Annotated in this window: 11 protein-coding genes and 1 pseudogene; 4 read left to right on the top strand and 8 right to left on the bottom strand. The window is 67.3% G+C overall.

Features of this window, described 5'->3' with window-relative positions; genetic code table 11:
- Both HET64_RS00830 and galE read left to right on the top strand, forming a co-directional pair.
- Window positions 1-1287: a nucleotide sugar dehydrogenase gene (locus tag HET64_RS00830; RefSeq protein WP_215101150.1), complete on the top strand. Its 1287-nt coding sequence runs from the start codon at window positions 1-3 to the stop codon at window positions 1285-1287.
- 2 nt (window positions 1288-1289) lie between these two features.
- Complete coding sequence (galE, locus tag HET64_RS00825) at window positions 1290-2267, top strand: UDP-glucose 4-epimerase GalE (RefSeq protein ID WP_215101149.1); 978 nt, start codon at window positions 1290-1292, stop codon at window positions 2265-2267.
- Window positions 2268-2352: 85 nt separating this feature from the next.
- Here the strand turns inward: galE and HET64_RS00820 are convergent, their stop codons facing one another.
- The 7 genes from HET64_RS00820 to HET64_RS00790 form a co-directional block, all read right to left on the bottom strand.
- The gene (locus tag HET64_RS00820; RefSeq protein ID WP_215101147.1) at window positions 2353-4473 is read right to left on the bottom strand and encodes a glycosyltransferase; all 2121 of its coding nucleotides are present in this window, start codon (window positions 4471-4473) and stop codon (window positions 2353-2355) included.
- The gene (locus HET64_RS00815; RefSeq protein ID WP_251144588.1) at window positions 4470-5792 is read right to left on the bottom strand and encodes a glycosyltransferase; all 1323 of its coding nucleotides are present in this window, start codon (window positions 5790-5792) and stop codon (window positions 4470-4472) included. The genes HET64_RS00820 and HET64_RS00815 overlap by 4 nt, the downstream gene beginning before the upstream one ends.
- A 165-nt stretch (window positions 5793-5957) precedes the next feature.
- Window positions 5958-7061 carry a non-hydrolyzing UDP-N-acetylglucosamine 2-epimerase gene (wecB, locus tag HET64_RS00810; RefSeq protein ID WP_215101137.1) on the bottom strand — a complete coding sequence of 368 codons (1104 nt, stop codon included), beginning with the start codon at window positions 7059-7061 and terminating at the stop codon, window positions 5958-5960.
- Window positions 7058-8272 (bottom strand): acyltransferase, encoded by a 1215-nt coding sequence (locus tag HET64_RS00805; protein ID WP_215101135.1) that lies wholly within the window; start codon window positions 8270-8272, stop codon window positions 7058-7060. The genes wecB and HET64_RS00805 overlap by 4 nt, the downstream gene beginning before the upstream one ends.
- A gap of 90 nt (window positions 8273-8362) precedes the next feature.
- Window positions 8363-8965: an acyltransferase gene (locus HET64_RS00800; protein WP_215101133.1), complete on the bottom strand. Its 603-nt coding sequence runs from the start codon at window positions 8963-8965 to the stop codon at window positions 8363-8365.
- Between the two features lie 78 nt (window positions 8966-9043).
- Window positions 9044-10900, bottom strand: a complete 1857-nt coding sequence (locus tag HET64_RS00795; protein WP_215101131.1) for a trypsin-like serine protease — start codon at window positions 10898-10900, stop codon at window positions 9044-9046.
- Window positions 10901-10996: 96 nt separating this feature from the next.
- The gene (locus tag HET64_RS00790) at window positions 10997-11500 is read right to left on the bottom strand and encodes a hypothetical protein (protein ID WP_215101123.1); all 504 of its coding nucleotides are present in this window, start codon (window positions 11498-11500) and stop codon (window positions 10997-10999) included.
- A gap of 527 nt (window positions 11501-12027) precedes the next feature.
- On the opposite strand from HET64_RS00790, the gene HET64_RS00785 reads away from it, so the two are divergent.
- Together HET64_RS00785 and HET64_RS00780 are read left to right on the top strand one after the other, a co-directional pair.
- Window positions 12028-15669, top strand: coding sequence for a DddA-like double-stranded DNA deaminase toxin (locus HET64_RS00785; protein WP_251144587.1), 3642 nt, complete (start codon window positions 12028-12030; stop codon window positions 15667-15669).
- Window positions 15666-16160: an Imm1 family immunity protein gene (locus tag HET64_RS00780; RefSeq protein WP_215101121.1), complete on the top strand. Its 495-nt coding sequence runs from the start codon at window positions 15666-15668 to the stop codon at window positions 16158-16160. Before HET64_RS00785 ends, HET64_RS00780 begins: the two co-directional genes overlap by 4 nt.
- A 228-nt stretch (window positions 16161-16388) precedes the next feature.
- On the opposite strand, the pseudogene HET64_RS00775 reads toward HET64_RS00780, so the two are convergent.
- Window positions 16389-16749 (bottom strand): annotated as a pseudogene (locus HET64_RS00775) (hypothetical protein); the annotation flags it as partial.

Here is a 16749-nt window from a genome sequence, read left to right as displayed (position 1 = left end):
ATGAATATCTGTGTAGTCGCGCTCGGCAAGATCGGACTTCCGCTCGCCGTGCAGTTCGCCGCCAAGGGCCACAAGGTCATCGGCGCGGACGTCAACGAGAAGGTCGTCGAACTCGTCAACGCGGCCACCGAGCCGTTCCCCGGTGAGCACGACCTCGACCTCAAGCTCAAGGAGACCGTCGGCGCCGGTCTGCTCTCCGCCACGACGGACACCACGGCAGCGGTCGCCGCGTCCGACGCCGTCGTGGTCGTCGTCCCGCTCTTCGTGGACGCCGAGGGCACCCCCGACTTCGGCTGGATGGACTCCGCCACCAAGGCCATCGCCGCGGGCCTGAAGCCCGGCACCCTGGTCAGCTACGAGACCACGCTGCCGGTCGGCACCACCCGTACCCGCTGGGCGCCGATGCTGGCCGAGGGCTCGGGCCTGACCCCCGGCGAGGACTTCCACCTGGTCTTCTCCCCGGAGCGGGTGCTCACCGGCCGGGTCTTCGCCGACCTGCGCCGCTACCCCAAGCTCGTCGGCGGCATCGACGAGGCGTCCGCCGAGCGCGGCGTCGCGTTCTACGAGGCCGTCCTCGACTTCGACGAGCGCGAGGACCTGCCCCGCCCCAACGGCGTCTGGGACCTCGGCACGGCGGAGGCCTCCGAGCTGGCGAAGCTCGCCGAGACCACCTACCGCGACGTCAACATCGGCCTGGCCAACCAGTTCGCCCGGTTCGCCGGCCAGAACGGCATCGACGTCAAGAAGGTCATCGAGGCCTGCAACAGCCAGCCCTACAGCCACATCCACCAGCCCGGCATCGCCGTCGGCGGCCACTGCATCCCGATCTACCCGCGGATGTACCTGTGGAACGACCCGGAGGCGACCGTCGTGCGCTCGGCCCGCGAGGCCAACGCCGCGATGCCCGCGTACGCCGTCGACCTGCTGGCCGCCGCCTACGGCGACCTGGACGGCGTCGGGGTCCTGGTGCTCGGCGCGGCCTACCGCGGCGGCGTCAAGGAGACCGCGTTCTCCGGCGTCTTCGGCGTCGTCGAGGCCCTGAAGGCGCGGGGCGCGGTGCCGTTCGTCTCGGACCCGATGTACACCCCCGAGGAGCTGACCGCCCTCGGCCTCGTCCCGCACGACGCCCACCAGGCCGTCACCGCCGCGATCCTCCAGGCAGACCACGCCGAGTACCGCGAGCTGGCCGCCGCCGACCTCCCGGACGTCCGCGTGCTGGTCGACGGCCGCCGCACCACGGACCCGGCGAACTGGGCCGGCGTGCGCCGCGTCGTCATCGGCGGCTGACGATGACCTGGCTGATCACCGGCGGGGCCGGCTACATCGGATCCCACGTCGTCGCGCAGATGGCGGGCGAGGAGCGCCTCGTCGTCCTCGACGACCTCAGCACCGGGCGCGCGGAACGCCTTCCCGAAGGCGTCCCGCTCGTCGTGGGCTCGGTCCTGGACCGGGAACTGCTCGACCGGGTGCTGGCCGACCACGCGGTGACCGGCATCGTGCACATCGCGGGCAAGAAGCAGGTGGCGGAGTCCGTCGAACGACCGCTGTACTACTACCGCGAGAACGTCGACGGACTGCGCACCCTGCTGGAGGCGGCGGCCGAGGCCGGTGTCCGCCGCTTCCTGTTCTCCTCGTCGGCGGCGGTCTACGGCATGCCCGACGTCGACCTGGTCACCGAGGACACCCCGTGCCTGCCGCTCAGCCCGTACGGCGAGACCAAACTGGCGGGCGAGTGGCTGGTGGCAGCGGCCGGCCGGGCGCACTCCATGGCCACGGCCTCACTGCGCTACTTCAACGTGGCCGGGGCCGCTTCGGCGGAGCTGGCCGACGAAGGCGTCTCCAACCTGGTCCCGATGGTCTTCGAACGCCTGGAGGCAGACGAGGCCCCCCGGATCTTCGGCGACGACTATCCGACCCCGGACGGCACCTGCGTCCGTGACTACGTCCACGTGGAGGACATCGCCTCCGCACACGTCGCCGCGGCCCGCCGACTGGCCCGGGACCCCTCCGCCGAACTGGTGCTGAACATCGGCCGGGGTGAGGGAGCCTCCGTCGCCGAGATGGTCGACATCATCCTCGACGTCACCGGCCGCACCGGCCCGCCCCCGGTCACCGGGGCCCGCCGCCCCGGTGACCCGGCCCGGGTGGTCGCCTCGGTGAACCGCATCGCCGAGGAGCTGGACTGGTCGGCCCGGCACGGCATACGCACCATGGTCGAGTCGGCCTGGGCGGGGTGGCGCCTGCGGCATCCCGGCGTGCCTGTCTGACCGGCACAACGCGCGTGGATACGGCGGAGGGCCCGCACCCCATGGGGTGCGGGCCCTCCGCCGTATCGATTCCGCTGAGCGGTGGTCAGCCCAGGAACAGGTCGTCGAAGCGCTTCTGGACGACGGACCAGTCCCATGTCCCGACCGCGTGCTCGGAGGCCTGTTCGCAGGCTTCGCGCCAGGACTCCTCGGTCGCGGTGACGTCGAGGATGCGCTTGGCTGCCTCCTCCGGCGAGTCCACGACCCAGCCCTCCGGGTAGAGGGTGCGGGCACTGTGGGGCTTCCCGGCGTAGAAGGGCCAGTCGCGGACGACCGGCACCGCCGCGCTGGCCGCGCCCTCCATCAGACCCACGTGGCATCCCTCGCGCACCGACGAGCTGAGAATGACCCCGATGTCGGTGAGCGCGGCCGGGACGTCGTCGGTGGGACCTGTCCGTACGACGGCGCCGGACGCCTCCAGCGGCTTCAGCTCCCGCTGCAGCAGCGTCAGGTAGTCGGCGGTGGCCTTGCTCGTCTTCGGGTTCATGTCGCTGCCGACCAGGAGGAGCCGGTAACGATCGTCGTGCTCGCGCACGCGCTTCAGTACGTCCACGGCCCATCGCGGGTCCTTGGCGACCTGGCTGATCCCGATGAGACCGAGGTTGAAGCGCGCGTCGGGGGACTTCGGGCGACGGAACTCTTCGAGGTCCATCGCGTTGTCCAGGACGTGCATCCGAGGTGCGGACGCCTCGCGCAGCTGCGGCACCAACGACGTCACCAGATGCTGGACATGCGGGGCGACGAAGACGAGATCGTCCACCCGGGAGAAGTCGGTCATGTGCGGCCAGCGGGTGAACGCCTCGTAGCTGTGAAGCCGCACCACGATCCGGGTGTCACCGGGATCGATCGTGGTCAGCATGGCTGCCGGCCCCACCGACCAGTCGACGAACACCGTGTCCGCCCAGTCGAGATGCGGCCGCATCAGCCGCTCCACATCGCTCTGGTACTCCGACGTGCCGTCGGACAGCCTGTCCTCCAGCATCTGGGGCGCGGCCCAGGCGATCTTCTTGAGCGGCTTCTGGGCGGCGAGGTCCAGGAACCGCAGTTCGACCCCGGGGTGGTCTCCGTACCGGCCGACGATGTGTTGCAGGAAGTTGGCATTGGTGCTGGTGGTCACCAGCAGTCGCAGCGGCCGGTCAGACGGCGGGCTCTTGGGCGGAGTCTTCCTGCCGCGGGGCCGTGCGACCGCACGGTAGGCGGATGACTTCCGCAACGGCGCTACGAAGCCCTCCGCGTCCTTCGCCAGCGGAGAGCTCAGCTGGTCGATGTGCAGGACACGGTGGAATCCGAGAGAAAGCGCCCGGTACAGGGACACCGACGCGGATTCGTGCAGGCCCTTGGCGAACTGGTCGTCGGCGTGCGCGAGGTGTGCGTCGACGGCCTTGCCGAGATCACGCGGGCTGATGCCCTTGGAGACTTCGGTCATCGCGCTCTCGTGGAGCAGTTGTGCCTTGAGCGCGGGATCGGGGATCTTGGCGGCCGCGGAACTGAGCGCTATGGCCGCACCGCTGATCCGCCCCGCCTCCTCCATGCCCTCGGCCACGTAGCGCGAGGCCGACGCCCGGACCGTCCCTGGCATACCCGGTACGGTCACGGCCGAACGCCAGAGCCGGGCTCCCACGGTCGAGCGCATGACCGGGCGTGAGGTTGCGGTCCGCATCACCGCGGCGGGAAGGCCGCTGATGGACCGTCGTACGTCCTGGGCAACGGCGGCGACCGGAGGCAGCGTCGAGGGACGGATCGCCCCGCCCGCGATCCGGTCGACGGCCCTGAGCGCCGGAGCGAGACCGAAGTGTGCCTCGGCCGTGGTGTTGTACTGGGCGAGCCGCCAGACGGTGTAGACGGCGCCAGGGTCCAGAGCCACGATCACATGGGCTGTTCGGGCCTGCTGCCGCAGCCAGCGGTCCCGCTGCGACTGCATCCACACGCGCATGCCCGTCGGGGACTTCTTGGCCTTGCGGCGCATGGCGGAGCTGCGCTTGTTGAGATTGCGCGGCAGCTGGTGGACCCCGTCCAGTTCGGCGCGGGTGAGCTCCTCGGCGACCGAGGTCATTTTGAAGGTGCCGGCGAGGTACACCTTGGCGCCCCGGTCCCGGAACTTCACCAGGGAGTCGGCGAAGATGCCCAGTTGGGGTCTCTTGGTGGCGATGAACAGGACGTCGGTCACGACGCGGGTCCTCCGGTGACGATCGACTTCTCGGGGAGGGTGGACGCGTCCTTGAGGCTGACGCGCTCGGGCTGGTCCGCGGACAGCCGGTCGACCAGCTCCCGCACCGCCACGGTCATGAGCGACTCCCGGGTGTACTGGTCGGCGTGGGCCATGGCCTCTGCGTGGGCCTCATCGCTCGTGTCGACCGCCAGGTGCGCGGCGCGGACGAACGCGTCGGTCATGGCCTCGACGTCGAGGCCCACGGCTCCCGTCCAGAGCGGGTGGCCCCGCAGCACGTTCGAGGCGTCGTGCTCCACGACGTGCGCGGAGACGATCGGCAGTCCCGTGGCCATGTACTCGTAGACCTTGCCGGAGGTGACGAAGCGGCCTCCGATGAGAATGAGGACCATGGCGTCCCAGCGCGCATAGATCTCGGCGACCTCGGCCTTGGAAGCGGGTCCGCCGAAATGGACTCCGTCCGCCTCCGCCTCCTTCAGTATCTCGGCGTGCCGCGTGGCCCCGCGGCCGGCGCCGTTGCCGATGTGGCCGCGGACCTCGAAGCGGGCGTTGGCGAGCATCGGTTCCCGCTCGCGCGCCGCGCGCCAGGCGTCCAGCACCGTTTCGAGGTGCGTGGCCGTGAAGTTCACCGTGCCGAGGTAGCCGAAGGTGAGACCCGCGTCGAGGTCGGGCTTGTGGGCATGGCCCGGCGAGCTGTCCGCGTCGTAACCGTTGCGCACGACCCGCACACGGTCGGCGAAGTCCGGGTAGCGAGCGCGGTAGTGCTCCGCGATCGGGTCGTTGACCACCCACAGCGAGACCGCGTGGTCCAGGATCTTCTGCTCCCAGCGGCCCAGCTCGGAGTCGCGGGAGAAGGCCTCCGTGCCGTCGATGACGTCGATGGACCAGCCGTCGCGGAAGTCGACGGCGTACGGAACGCGCGCCTCCTCCCACAGCTTCCAGGCGGCTGCCAGGTTCACGTACGGCACGCAGCTGGCGACCAAGAGGTCCGCGGGGTGCTCCCGGTGGATGTCCAGCGCGGCCCGTTCCAGGGCCTCGCGCCATTCACCGAAGCTGGCCTCGGGGAAGGTCTCGGCCTGGCGCTTGCGCAGCTCCGTGACCCACTTGGCGGGGTTGAGAGCCCGCGCCTCGTCGAAGCGACGGATGTCCGTCTCCAGGTCTTCGCGCGAGAGCGGCAGTTCGATGACTTTCACGCGCGGATCGACCTGCTCAAGAAGAGTGAGGTCGATGCCGGAGTCCAGTTCCCACGAGTCCTGGGCGATGGTGACGACGGTGACGTCCCAGCCGGTGTTGATGAACTGGTTCGCGGTTTCGCGCATTCGGTAGGCGCAGCTTTTTGCAGCCGGCGGGAAACCGATGGCGAAATAGATCACATGAGGTCGCGTGCCTTTCGAGGGCAGCCCGGACCTGGGAGACACTGACATAAATGGTGACGCTAGCACGGTGACATATGCCTATTAGCACCAAACGCGGTGCTGCGCATGTCACGCGGACCGGCTGCCCCCTTTCCATTCTTCCATGATCCGGACGACGTTTTCCGCGGCGTGCCCGTCGCCGTACGGCGTACCGGGGTCGCTCGTGGGGACAGGGCGGGAGACGGTGGCAGCCCACTGGGCCGGATCCATCTCGTGCGGGTCGGGAACCAAGACGTTCCAACCGGTGTGGACGGTTTCCACCCACTCGGTCTCGGGGCGGATGGTCGTGGTGATCCGCTCCAGGAGGAAGGCCTCCTTCTGGAGGCCTCCCGAGTCGGTGACCACGCCCGACGAGGCGAGCACGGCGGCGATGAGGCCCGCGTACGGCAGCGGTCGGCCGACGTGCACGGCTCCCCTCGCAAGCTCGATGCCATGCGCCTCGGCGCGCGCCACGAGACGGGGGTGGGCGAGCAGGGCGACGGGCACGGGCAGGCCCGCGAGGGCGTCGATGATCGCGGACAGCCGAGCCGGGTCGTCCGTGTTGTCCGGCCGGTGCAGCGTGGCCAGCAGGAACGGCTGCGAGGGGTCGATGCCCTCGGGCAGGGCCGGGGCCGCGTGCTCACCGGCGCGCACGGCGTCCCGGATACGGAGACAGATGTCGACCATGACGTCGCCGGCCAGTTCCGTGCGCTCGGACAGCCCTTCGGACGCGAGGTGTCGTACGGCCTCCTCGGTCGGCGCGAGCAGCAGATCGGCGCAGTGGTCGGTCAGTACCCGGTTGTGCTCCTCGGGCATCCGGCGGTTGAAGGACCGCAGGCCCGCTTCGAGATGGGCCACCGGAAGGTGCTGCTTGACCGCGGAAAGGGCTCCGGCGATGGTCGAGTTGGTGTCGCCGTAGACCAGGACCCAGTCGGGCTTCTCCGCTTCCAGGACCGGATCGAGCGCGGAGAGCACCGATCCGGTCTGTACGCCGTGGCTTCCGGAGCCGACGCCGAGGTGCACATCCGGGTCCGGGATGCCGAGACCTTCGAAGAAGACGTCGGAAAGGTCCGCGTCGTAGTGCTGTCCGGTGTGGACGATGACGTGCTGGTGATCGGTCTTGGCGAATGCCGCCGCGACAGGAGCCAGTTTCACCAACTGGGGGCGAGCACCGACGATGCTGATGACTTTCATTGCACGCTCTTCTTCTGAGTCGCTTGACGTTGGGATGAGGAAAGGGTGTGCGCGCCCGGCGGGTACGCACCGGGCTCCTGCGTGACGGCGTGTACCGCTCGGGAGCGGGCGGACCCGCCTGGGCCTCGACGACGAAGCAGGCGTTCGAGCGGATGTTCCACGCAATGGTAAGCAATGGCGGCCACCGCCAGGCTCAGCAGCAGTGTGGCGGCCCAGAAGCCGGCCGTCTCCAGCCGGCCCACCGGTTTGCCGTACACGCCGACCAGGGCTCTCAGCACGATCTCGTGGAAGAGGTACCAGGCGAAGGACCACTGCCCGAGCCTGACCATGACGGGTCCGGCGAGGGTGGTCCGGCGTCCTTCCACGTCGGCGGCCGCCGCGGCCGCGACCAGCAGCGCGAAGATCGGCGCGGACAGCAGCTGGGAGGCGCTGTAGGGGCTGTACCAGAGGCTGTCCGGTACGGCGTGGGACCACGGGATCAGCGCCAGGTGCCAGGCCAGGACCGCCAGGACCGCTACGCGCAGGCCGCCCGCCGGACGCCAGCCCCGTTTCACCGCGAGCCCGGCGGTGACCCCGAGGACGAACTGGAGCGTCCGGGTCGGCGGGAAGTAGTCGAGCGCCCACACCCGCACCAGCGGATCCGTGAGCAGGGCGCCGCTCAGCCAGGCGCCCAGCGAGGCCGCGCACACGACGACGGCGACGACGATCCGCCCCCGGGCGCTCCGCATCAGGGGCATCGCCAGCAGGAGCGGGAAGAGCAGATAGAACCAGGCCTCGTCGCTGAGCGACCAGGCAGCGGGGTTTCCGCCCGAGAGATAGGCGTGATCCGGCACCCAGGCGTTCACGAGGCCCAGCGTCGCGGCGGTACCGCGCAGCGAGAAGTCGGTGCCCAGCGCATGCCAGACGGCCACGGAGGCCAGGACCGAAACGGCCAGCAGCGGCCAGATCCTGGCGAACCGGCGCCAGAGGAAGACGACCGCGGGCACGACCTTGCCGTCATACGTCCACGCCAGTACGAAGCCCGACAGGACGAAGAAGAAGGTGACCCCGCTCCTTCCGTACCAGGTGACGTCACTGATCCACGGGAGCTGCCCGGCCTGCCGGGACAGGTGGTAGAGCACGACGGCCAGCGCGGCCCAGAAACGCAGCCCGGTGAGGGAGTCGAGCCGTGAGTGCCCGGCAGCGGCCTGCGGAGCAGCGGCTCCAGCCATGGGCCTCACCCTCTGCCGTACGGACGTATGGACCACTCGGTCGGAATCGTCACGTCCGCGGTGAGGGAACGGTGGTGATCGGTCACGGGGTCAGACCGTCCGCTCGGTGAGGAGCGCGTCCTTCTCCTCGTACAGGGAGCCGCTCTGCGGGCACTCCCACACCCCCGGCTCGCCCTCGCGCTCGACCAGCCGGACACCGCTGCGGCCGACCCAGCCGATCTGCCGGGCCGGCACGCCGACCACGAGGGCGAAGTCCGGGACGTCCTTGGTGACTACGGCGCCGGCCGCGACCATCGCCCACCGGCCGACCCTTACCGGTGCGACGCAGACCGAGCGGGCGCCGAGCGAAGCGCCTTCGGCGACCTTCACGCCGACGGCCTCCCAGTCGCCGCCGCGCTTCTGCTGGCCGTCCGGGTCGACCGAGCGCGGGTTGTGGTCGTTCGTGAGGACGACAGCGGGGCCGACGAAGACGCCGTCGCCGAGCTCGGCGGGCTCGTACACGAGCGCGTAGTTCTGCAGCTTCACGTTGTCACCGATGCGCACACCGGTGCCGACGTAAGCGCCGCGCCCGATGACACAGCCTTCGCCGAGCTTGGCTCCCTCACGGATCTGCGCCAGCTCCCAGACACTGGAGCCGGCCCCGATCTCGGCGGTCTCGTCGACCTGGGCGGTGGGCTGGACCCTGTAATTCACGGCATGCCTTTCGGAGAGCTGATGCGCCCGGAAAGCATAAGGTCCGGCCCACCCTCCCGCGTGTGCGGGACCGGTCGGTCAGACGACGCTGCCCGACCAGTGGAGCACCGGCGCCTTGGTGCCGGTGGCGGTGCTGGTGAAGGTGAACAGCGAGTCGAGACGTCGGCCGTCGGCCGTGGTGCTGCCTTCGTAGAGAACGCCGAGGTCGTCCTTGCCGTCGTTGTCGTAGTCGCCGGAGGTCGGCAGGCTCACGTTCCAGTTGAAGGAGCCGGTGCTCACCCAGGTCTGCTTGGGTGCGGCGAAGCCGGTGCCGGTGCTGGTGAAGGCGAAGAGCGTGGAGACGTGCTTTCCGTCCGCGGCCTGCCCGGAGTCGTAGAGGACGGTGAGGTCGTCCTTGCCGTCCCCGCTGGAGTCGCCGGCTACCGGCTTGCTCTTGTCCCAGTTGAAGGATCCGGTGCTGGTCCAGGAGGTGGTTGGGTTGTTGAAGGCGGTGCCGTTGCTGGTGAACGTGAAGGTGAGGGAGACGTGCTTGCCGTCGGCGGCCTGGCCGCCGTTGTAGAAGACGGCGAGGTCGTCCTTGCCGTCCCCGTTGAAGTCACCCGGGACCGGCTTGCTCTTGTCCCAGTCGAAGGAGCCCGAGCTGGTCCAGGAGGTGGTGGGGTTGTTGAAGGCAGTGCCGTTGCTGGTGAACGTGAAGGTGAGGGAGACGTGCTTGCCGTCGGCGGCCTGGCCGCCGTTGTAGAAGACGGCGAGGTCGTCCTTGCCGTCCCCGTTGAAGTCACCCGAGACCGGCTTGCTCTTGCTCCAGTCGAAGGAGCCCGAGCTGACCCAGCTCTGCTTGGGCGCGGCGAAGCCGGTGCCGTTGCTGGTGTACGTGAACACGGTGGTGACGTACTTGCCGTCCGCGGCCTTGCCGGAGTTGTAGAGGACGGCGAGGTCGTCCTTGCCGTCCCCGTTGTAATCGCCCGAGGTCAGCTTGGAGGCGGCGCCGCTGAAGGAACCGGTACTGGCCCAGACCTTCTTGGGCTCGGCGAAGCCGGTGCCGTTGCTGTAGAAGGCGAAGACCGAGGACCGGTGCTTGCCGTCGGCGCCGGTGCCGTTGTCGTAGAAGGCAGCGATGTCCTCCTTGCCGTCGCCGTTGAAGTCCCCGGACGCCACCTGCGGGTCCTTCGGCAGTCCGCGGACCTGGGTGACCCAGTCGACGACGTCGTCGGTGCGGGTCTCCACGGCGTCGCCACGGGTCTCGTCGGAGCCGAAGCACCCGGCTTGCCAGGAGGCGCTGTGGACGGCGGCGAGCAGGACCTTGCCGCCCTGCGAGCGCAGGGCGGGGCCGCCGGCGTCGCCCTTGCAGATCGCGCCGCCGTCACGGGTGACGGCCACCGTCGTCGCACCGGTCGCGCTCACGGCGAACGTGCCGGCGTGGAGCCGGTCGGGAACCCAGGAGGTCGCGGTGCGGCCGTAGCCGAGGGCCTGCAGGCTCTCCCCGGCCACCGGGGCGGAGTCCGCGAGGAGGACCGGGGCGATGCCGGTGACCGGCTGGGCCAGCTTGGCCATCACCAGGTCACGGTCGGTACGGGAGACCAGCTCGGTCACCTCGACGACCTTGCCCGCGGTGCCGGTCAGGTCCGCCCGGCCGATGGTCGCGGTGGTCTTCAGCGCCGGGGCGCCGGCGGGTACCGGGAACGAGGGCTGGCCGGCGGCCGCGAAGCAACTGCTCGCCGTCAGGATCCACTGGGCGTCGACCAGCGAACCGGTGCAGGCGCGCTTGGCGTCGCCCTCGCCGATGTCGAGCTTGGCGGTGAAGGTGTGGGAGCCGTTCGCGACCGCGTCACCTACTACGGCCTGGGCGGGGGAGGTCACTGTCAACGCACCGGCCGCGGCGACCACCGCGAACAGGGCCGTTCCCCGTACACGGCGGGAAGATCTCAGAGACACAAAGAATTCCTTACTGAAAGAAGCACCCGACACCGGTATGAGACCAGAGACGGCTACGCGTAGGTGATGACTATCCGAGCAGATTCCAGTCGTGGGTCAGCCGGCCACACGGAGTTCGATTAGTGTGGTGCGTTCACGATCTTCCCCGGACTCCCCATAGCCTGTGAATGTGCCTGCCGGGGCGTTGATGACGGTGGACGTTCCGTCTGTCTTCTGGACAGTGGCTTTCACCGGGTCGTCGGTGGTCCAGATTCCGTAAGCCTTAGGGATTTCCAGTGCGAGGAAAGCGGGCTTTGCGATAAGCCTGAAGCAGAAGAAGTTCTGGCCGTGTGCACTCTCGATCTGGATGTCTTCGCTGCCGTCACATTTCATAAATACCAGACGGCCGTCGCCGCGCTTGAGTACTGCCCCTGTCTCTGCCTCGATCTGGGCTGCGTTGGGATGGATGTAGTCCTCCACCGCAGAAGGCATGTCACTTGCGGCAGTCGGCATCGAGTCGTTGCTGGAGTCAGCTTGAGCGATACCCAGCGTGGTCGCGGCAACAGCCAACCCTGTGGCCATGAACAGCAGAAGAGATTTACGAGTACGAATAATGGACATAGTGGCCCCTTCTGGAAAAAATGACGCCGATGAGTGCGCGGCAGGCCATATTGAAGGAAAGTAAACCATGCTCGAGAATGCTCCTCGAGTAAAAGAGGAGTAATGCACGTCACACGATCTTCACGTTTCTTCATACAACCTTTTCGGCGAGGGAGGCTTCCGCGCGCGATAAGCGGTATTTGCTGGCGCGTATCTCGGCCAAGGGGCTGGTGAAGGTCTGTGTCATGGTTGCCTAATGTCACGATCGACCTGATCGTGACAGTGCATGCCCTTTTGCCGTTTTGTTCTGCATTGACTTGGTGTCGACCCGAGTTGATCTCGCGGGAATCCCGGATTGCATCCCTTGCGGCCGTGTAAGATCAAGCAGCCTAGATCGCTTTGGGGTGGAAAGTGATAGGCGGCGAACCTTGGCCGCATTCTTGGCGGAAAAATCTGCTTGGCGGTCATTATTAATTCACCAAAGGAGTTGCCGAGTGAAACGGCGAATACTTTTCAGACCCGTCGGATCTGGAGCATCGGGAAGATTTATGAATAGGCAACGAATGCTGCCTTTGCTGGTGTCTGCCGGCCTGCTGGCGGGACTGCTGGGCACACCCGCAGCAGCAGCGGTGACCGAGCCGACAGTGCCGCCCCAAGGCGTACGCGCAGACATCGTCACCTACTGGAAAACAGGCGGCACTGGCCTGCGAGAAGCCGCCGAGCAGGCGCTGCTAGGTGGCGAGGAGGGCATTCAGCAGTTTCTCCAGAACGCCGAGTCCATCCAGAACATTGACAACCGCATCGAAACCTCGCGGTTGGCGATGACCAGTGGCCCGTACGTCCGCGACGCCGCAGTCGCGGCCCTGCAGACGACGCCAGCCGAATTGGAAGAGTTCCTCCTCTTCGGTTATCAGGAACCGCAGGACCAGGACAACAGGATTGAAACTGCCAGGCTGACAACGCTGGGGGGAACCTACGTACGTGAGGCTGGCGAAACAGCCCTCAAGGGCTCAGCCGAAGACCGCGAACTCTTCCTGAGCCAGGGCCAGTACACCGCTCTGCGCACCGACAACCGGATCGAAACGGCCTACCTGGCCAGCAATGGCACCGCGAACGTGAAGACGGCTGCGAAAGTCGCCCTGCGCGGCACGCCGGAGGACATCGCGGAGTTCCTGGACATCGGGCAGTTCACCGCCCGTGCCCGAGACTTGGAGCAGACCAAGATCGAGGAGCTGCTCAAGCAGGCCAAGCAGTCCGGTAAGCAGGCTGCGGACGCTACCAAGCGGGCAGAGGAAGCCTCCAAGAAGTCGGTCAAGGCTTCAGAGCTCGCCATGCAGGCTGCGTTGAACGCGGCCGTGGAGGCCGAAGGAGCCAAGGACGACGCCAAGCTCGCTGCGGTCAAGGCCCGGCAGGCCGCAGACGCCGCCAAGGCCGCAGCCGAGTCGGCCCAGGTCGCCATTGGGGCAGCGGACGCCGCCAATGCGGCCTCCCGGCGAGCCGCGCTCGCCGCCGCGCAGACCGCCTCGGCCGCCAACAGAGCCGCAACTGCCGCAAACGAGGCACACAAGAGTGCCATCGCCGCCGGCAAGAACGAGCAGGACGCTGACGAGGCGAGAAAGGCTGCCACCACCGCACGCAAGGCTGCGGACGCAGCGGAGGAATCGGGGCGCGCGGCCGAGCTGGCCGGAAGGGCCTCGGAGGCCGCTGGAGTGGCGTCGGCCAACGCCAAGGGTGCTGCTGCCAACGCCCGCGCGGCGGCTGACTCCGCGATAAGAGCGAACAACGCTGCTGACGCCGCAGGCGCGCACTCGAACGAGGCAAGGAACGCCGCGGCTGAAGCACACCGTCACGCTGATGCAGCCGACCGGGCTGCGGACCGGGCTGCCAAGCTGGCCACCCGGTCGAAGGAGGCCGCTTTCGGTGCTCGCGACGCCGCCAACAACGCTGCGGGTCACGCGCGTAAGGCCGCGGACTTCGCGGACGACGCGGCTGACCACGCCGGCAATGCGGCGACCTACGCTGCCGTAGCGAAGAAGAATGCTGACCAGGCCAAGATCGCGGCCGCGGCCGCGTCAACAGCGGTTAGTCAAGCCAAGCAGATTTATGCCTTGGCGCGGGAGGCTGAGGCAGCGGAGCTCGATACCCGCACCGATGCGGCGATCGAGCAGGCCCGCTCGATGAAGGCAACGTCCGAGGCCGCGATCAAGCAGTCTGCCTCTGCCGCCGCTGAAGCTCGGTCTCTGCAGACCACTGCAGCGGGCCTGGCCCAGGAAGCCGCCCAGCCCGACGTCGACGTCCAGGCCACTGCGGCCAGGGGCCGTCAGCTTGCCGTGCAGGCCATGAAGATGCTTGGCCCCTGGCAGCAGGAAGCCGCCGCCCGCGCACTCTCTGGCACCGACCAAGACGTACTGGACTACCTGCGCACCCGGTGGAAGGAAGCCGACCAGCACGACATCCGCCAGCGGGTCGTCGACCTCAGCACCCAGAGCCCGACCGAAGCCGTCCGCACCGCCGCCACCGCAGCACTCGCCGGCAGCCCGGAGCAGATCGAAGCCTTCTACATCACCGGCCAGTACGAAGCCGGAAGCATCGACAGGCGGATCGAAGTCGCACATCTGGCGACCACCGGCGGCACCTATGTCAGTGAAGCCGCAGAGGCCGCGCTCAAGACGGGAACTCCCAAGGCGCTCGCCGAGTTCCTGCAGGCCGGCCAGTACGGGAAGCGGCTCCAGGACGAGCGGATCCTCACCGCTCGGCTAGCCACCGAGGGCGGCCCCGAACTCAAGTCGGCCGCCACGATCGCGCTGGCCGGACCCGCCGAGGTCATCCATGAGTTCGTCACCGTGGGCCAGTACATGGCCCAGCGCAAGGACGACCTCGCCACGACCCACCAGCGACACCTCCAAGGCCTCCTGGCCGAAGGAGCGATGATCGCGGCCAAGGCGCATGAGGACGCCTGGCGCGCAGCTGAAGCCGCCGCCAAGGCCATCAACGCCACCAAGGACGCTACAGAAGCCTCCGACCAGGCACAGGAATCGGCCCGCCAGGCCCAAGGCCACGCGAACGACGCCAACGCCTCCGCCAACGCCGCCGAATCCAGCGCCGCCGAAGCAGCCACCTCCGCCGCCACCGCACGAGCCGCCGCCAACCGCGCCGACGCGGACGCCGAAGCCGCGGAGGACTCCGCAGCCAACGCAGCATTCTCTGCCGCCTACGCACGCGAATCAGCGAAAAAGGCCGACCGGGCCAAGAAAGACGCCCACGCCTCCGCCATAGCGGCAGGAAAAAGCGAAGATGAAGCCAAGGCCGAAGCCGGGGCCGCCTGGGAAAGAACTCGCAAGCTCGCCGAAGCCGAACTCAAAGAAGCGCAGCGTCAGGCGCAGGAGCAACGCAAGGAAGAGGAAGGGCCGCGCAATACGAACTGTGTTCGAACTCCGTTCTTCCCTGCGCCCTGCCAATTTCCTGTCTTCCGATGGTTCTTTGAAGCTGCTACGCCCGGCACCACAACCCACAATGCTATCTGGGAAATATCCGGCCTTGCCGATATAGAGAAGTGCATTGACAATCCTGTCGCCGCAGACTGTGCACTGGCAGCCACCGGCCTCCTTCCCTGGGGGAGACTTAAGCTCCTCGGTAAAATCGACGAAGGCGTCGAAGCTCTAAAGGACGCCCGAGCTGTCCGACGCGCCGTGGCCTGTCTGGCCAAGGCTGAGCAGCGCAGCTTGCGCGCAGTCGGAGACTCGTGCCCTAGGTGGGTCGCGGAGATTTTCGACGAGCTTCCCGCCTACAAAAAGCTCGGAGACAAGACCTTTGGTAAAATTCGCGACGCAGACGGTAAAGTAATCCCGGGGTCGGATACCGATGAACTGCGCCTGCTGATGAGCGGCAAACACGACGCACTCTGGAATGAAGCGAACGCTCTTCTGCGAAGTTCCGGAATGGACCCGTGGCCCGCGAAAGGTGAATTCAGCATCGCCTCACATGTGGAGACGAAGTACGCCGCCTGGATGAAGGACAAGAAGGTTCAGCACGCCAAAGTCGTGATCAATAACACGAACGGCGTTTGCGACAAATACATGAACTGCAAGAACGCGGTGGAGGCAATATTGCCAGCAGGTCACACGCTGGAGGTACACTACCCTGGTGCGGGGAGCCCGAAGTTGATTGTGGGAAAGAGGACAAAGCCGTGATTCTGGCAGTGCATCATCTCGGTCAGACTCAAATCTTGAGGGATCCGGACGATGCCCTCCGGTATTTCGACAAGACTTTCCGAGCCGGACCGGAAGAAGAAACCCACGTGCAAGCAACGTGGCTCGTTCTTGAAGAGGAGGGTGCCAGTGCGCCACTAGCCATGCTAGAGGTAAGCGTCAATCTGGAAAAGAGTCTCGGTGGTGTCGTATGGTTCGCCGGATGGAATGACGCGAAGAAATTCAGAGAGAATTCAGAGGATCCTGAGGGCGACTTGGGTGATTACTTCTGGGTCTCCGATGCCAAAAATTCTCCGGACTTCGATCCAGAAGTTCTTTCAGACCATGACAGTGCGCTGTACTTTGATCCCCGCGGCGTTATTCCAGTGCCACACCTTCGCTCTGTGGTCGAAGAGTTCAGTCAGTCAATGGGGCATCGACCCGCAAGAGTAAATTGGCTTCCTGGTCGACAGGACGGCAGTCGGTTGTCTTGACAGGCTGCCTTCAGGGAAGTGCTGGATTGCAGAAGAGCCTCTGAATCCCTGCGCAGGAGTTGCCGCAGAATGGAGAACAATCCTCGCATTCGCGGAGCTGAAGACCGACCGCACCAGCTCCAGCAGCCACACGATTGCCGGAGCTTCATCGGTCAGGCCCGTTACGGCCTGGCCGAGCGGCAGGTTGCCGATGCGTTTTCATGCTCGTTGCTTTTCCCTTCCGGGGCTTTAGGCGTCTTTCCACGCCCGGAGGAACTCCTGTTGGTCGTCCCAGGTGCTGCGGCCGCTATAGGCGTACAGGATCTGCCAGACGGCGCTTTCGGCCTCTCGCAGCCGCAGCTCGCCGACGTAGCCGGCCTCGTAACCGTGCAGGCATTCCTTGCCGATCACTTCGGCGGCCGCGGTGCGCTGGTTGTCGCTCATCTCCACCACCGCGTGCAGGAGCTGGTCGGCCAGGGCGGTGCCGTCGCCGTCGATTGCACGCAGCAGCTGGTGGCGCAGGTTGTCCTGAGCGCTTTCGGCGCGTCGAAGGCCGGACCGGGCCCGGGCCAGGAGCCTCGGGACCGTCCCCCAGGACCCGGTTTGACCC

This window comes from Streptomyces sp. McG3 (assembly GCF_018619185.1).
GTDB lineage: Bacteria > Actinomycetota > Actinomycetes > Streptomycetales > Streptomycetaceae > Streptomyces.
The sequence above is the reverse complement of the archived record's forward strand: the minus strand, read 5'-3'. Positions and strand labels throughout refer to the sequence as shown.

Excerpts from the sequence above, each read along its gene's own strand:
- HET64_RS00830 (WP_215101150.1), top strand. The coding sequence starts at position 1 with ATGAATATCTGTGTAGTCGCGCTCGGCAAGATCGGACTTCCGCTCGCC.
- galE (WP_215101149.1), top strand. The coding sequence starts at position 1,290 with ATGACCTGGCTGATCACCGGCGGGGCCGGCTACATCGGATCCCACGTC.
- HET64_RS00815 (WP_251144588.1), bottom strand. The coding sequence starts at position 5,792 with ATGCGCGAAACCGCGAACCAGTTCATCAACACCGGCTGGGACGTCACC.
- wecB (WP_215101137.1), bottom strand. The coding sequence starts at position 7,061 with ATGAAAGTCATCAGCATCGTCGGTGCTCGCCCCCAGTTGGTGAAACTG.
- HET64_RS00805 (WP_215101135.1), bottom strand. The coding sequence starts at position 8,272 with ATGGCTGGAGCCGCTGCTCCGCAGGCCGCTGCCGGGCACTCACGGCTC.
- HET64_RS00790 (WP_215101123.1), bottom strand. The coding sequence starts at position 11,500 with ATGTCCATTATTCGTACTCGTAAATCTCTTCTGCTGTTCATGGCCACA.
- HET64_RS00785 (WP_251144587.1), top strand. The coding sequence starts at position 12,028 with ATGAATAGGCAACGAATGCTGCCTTTGCTGGTGTCTGCCGGCCTGCTG.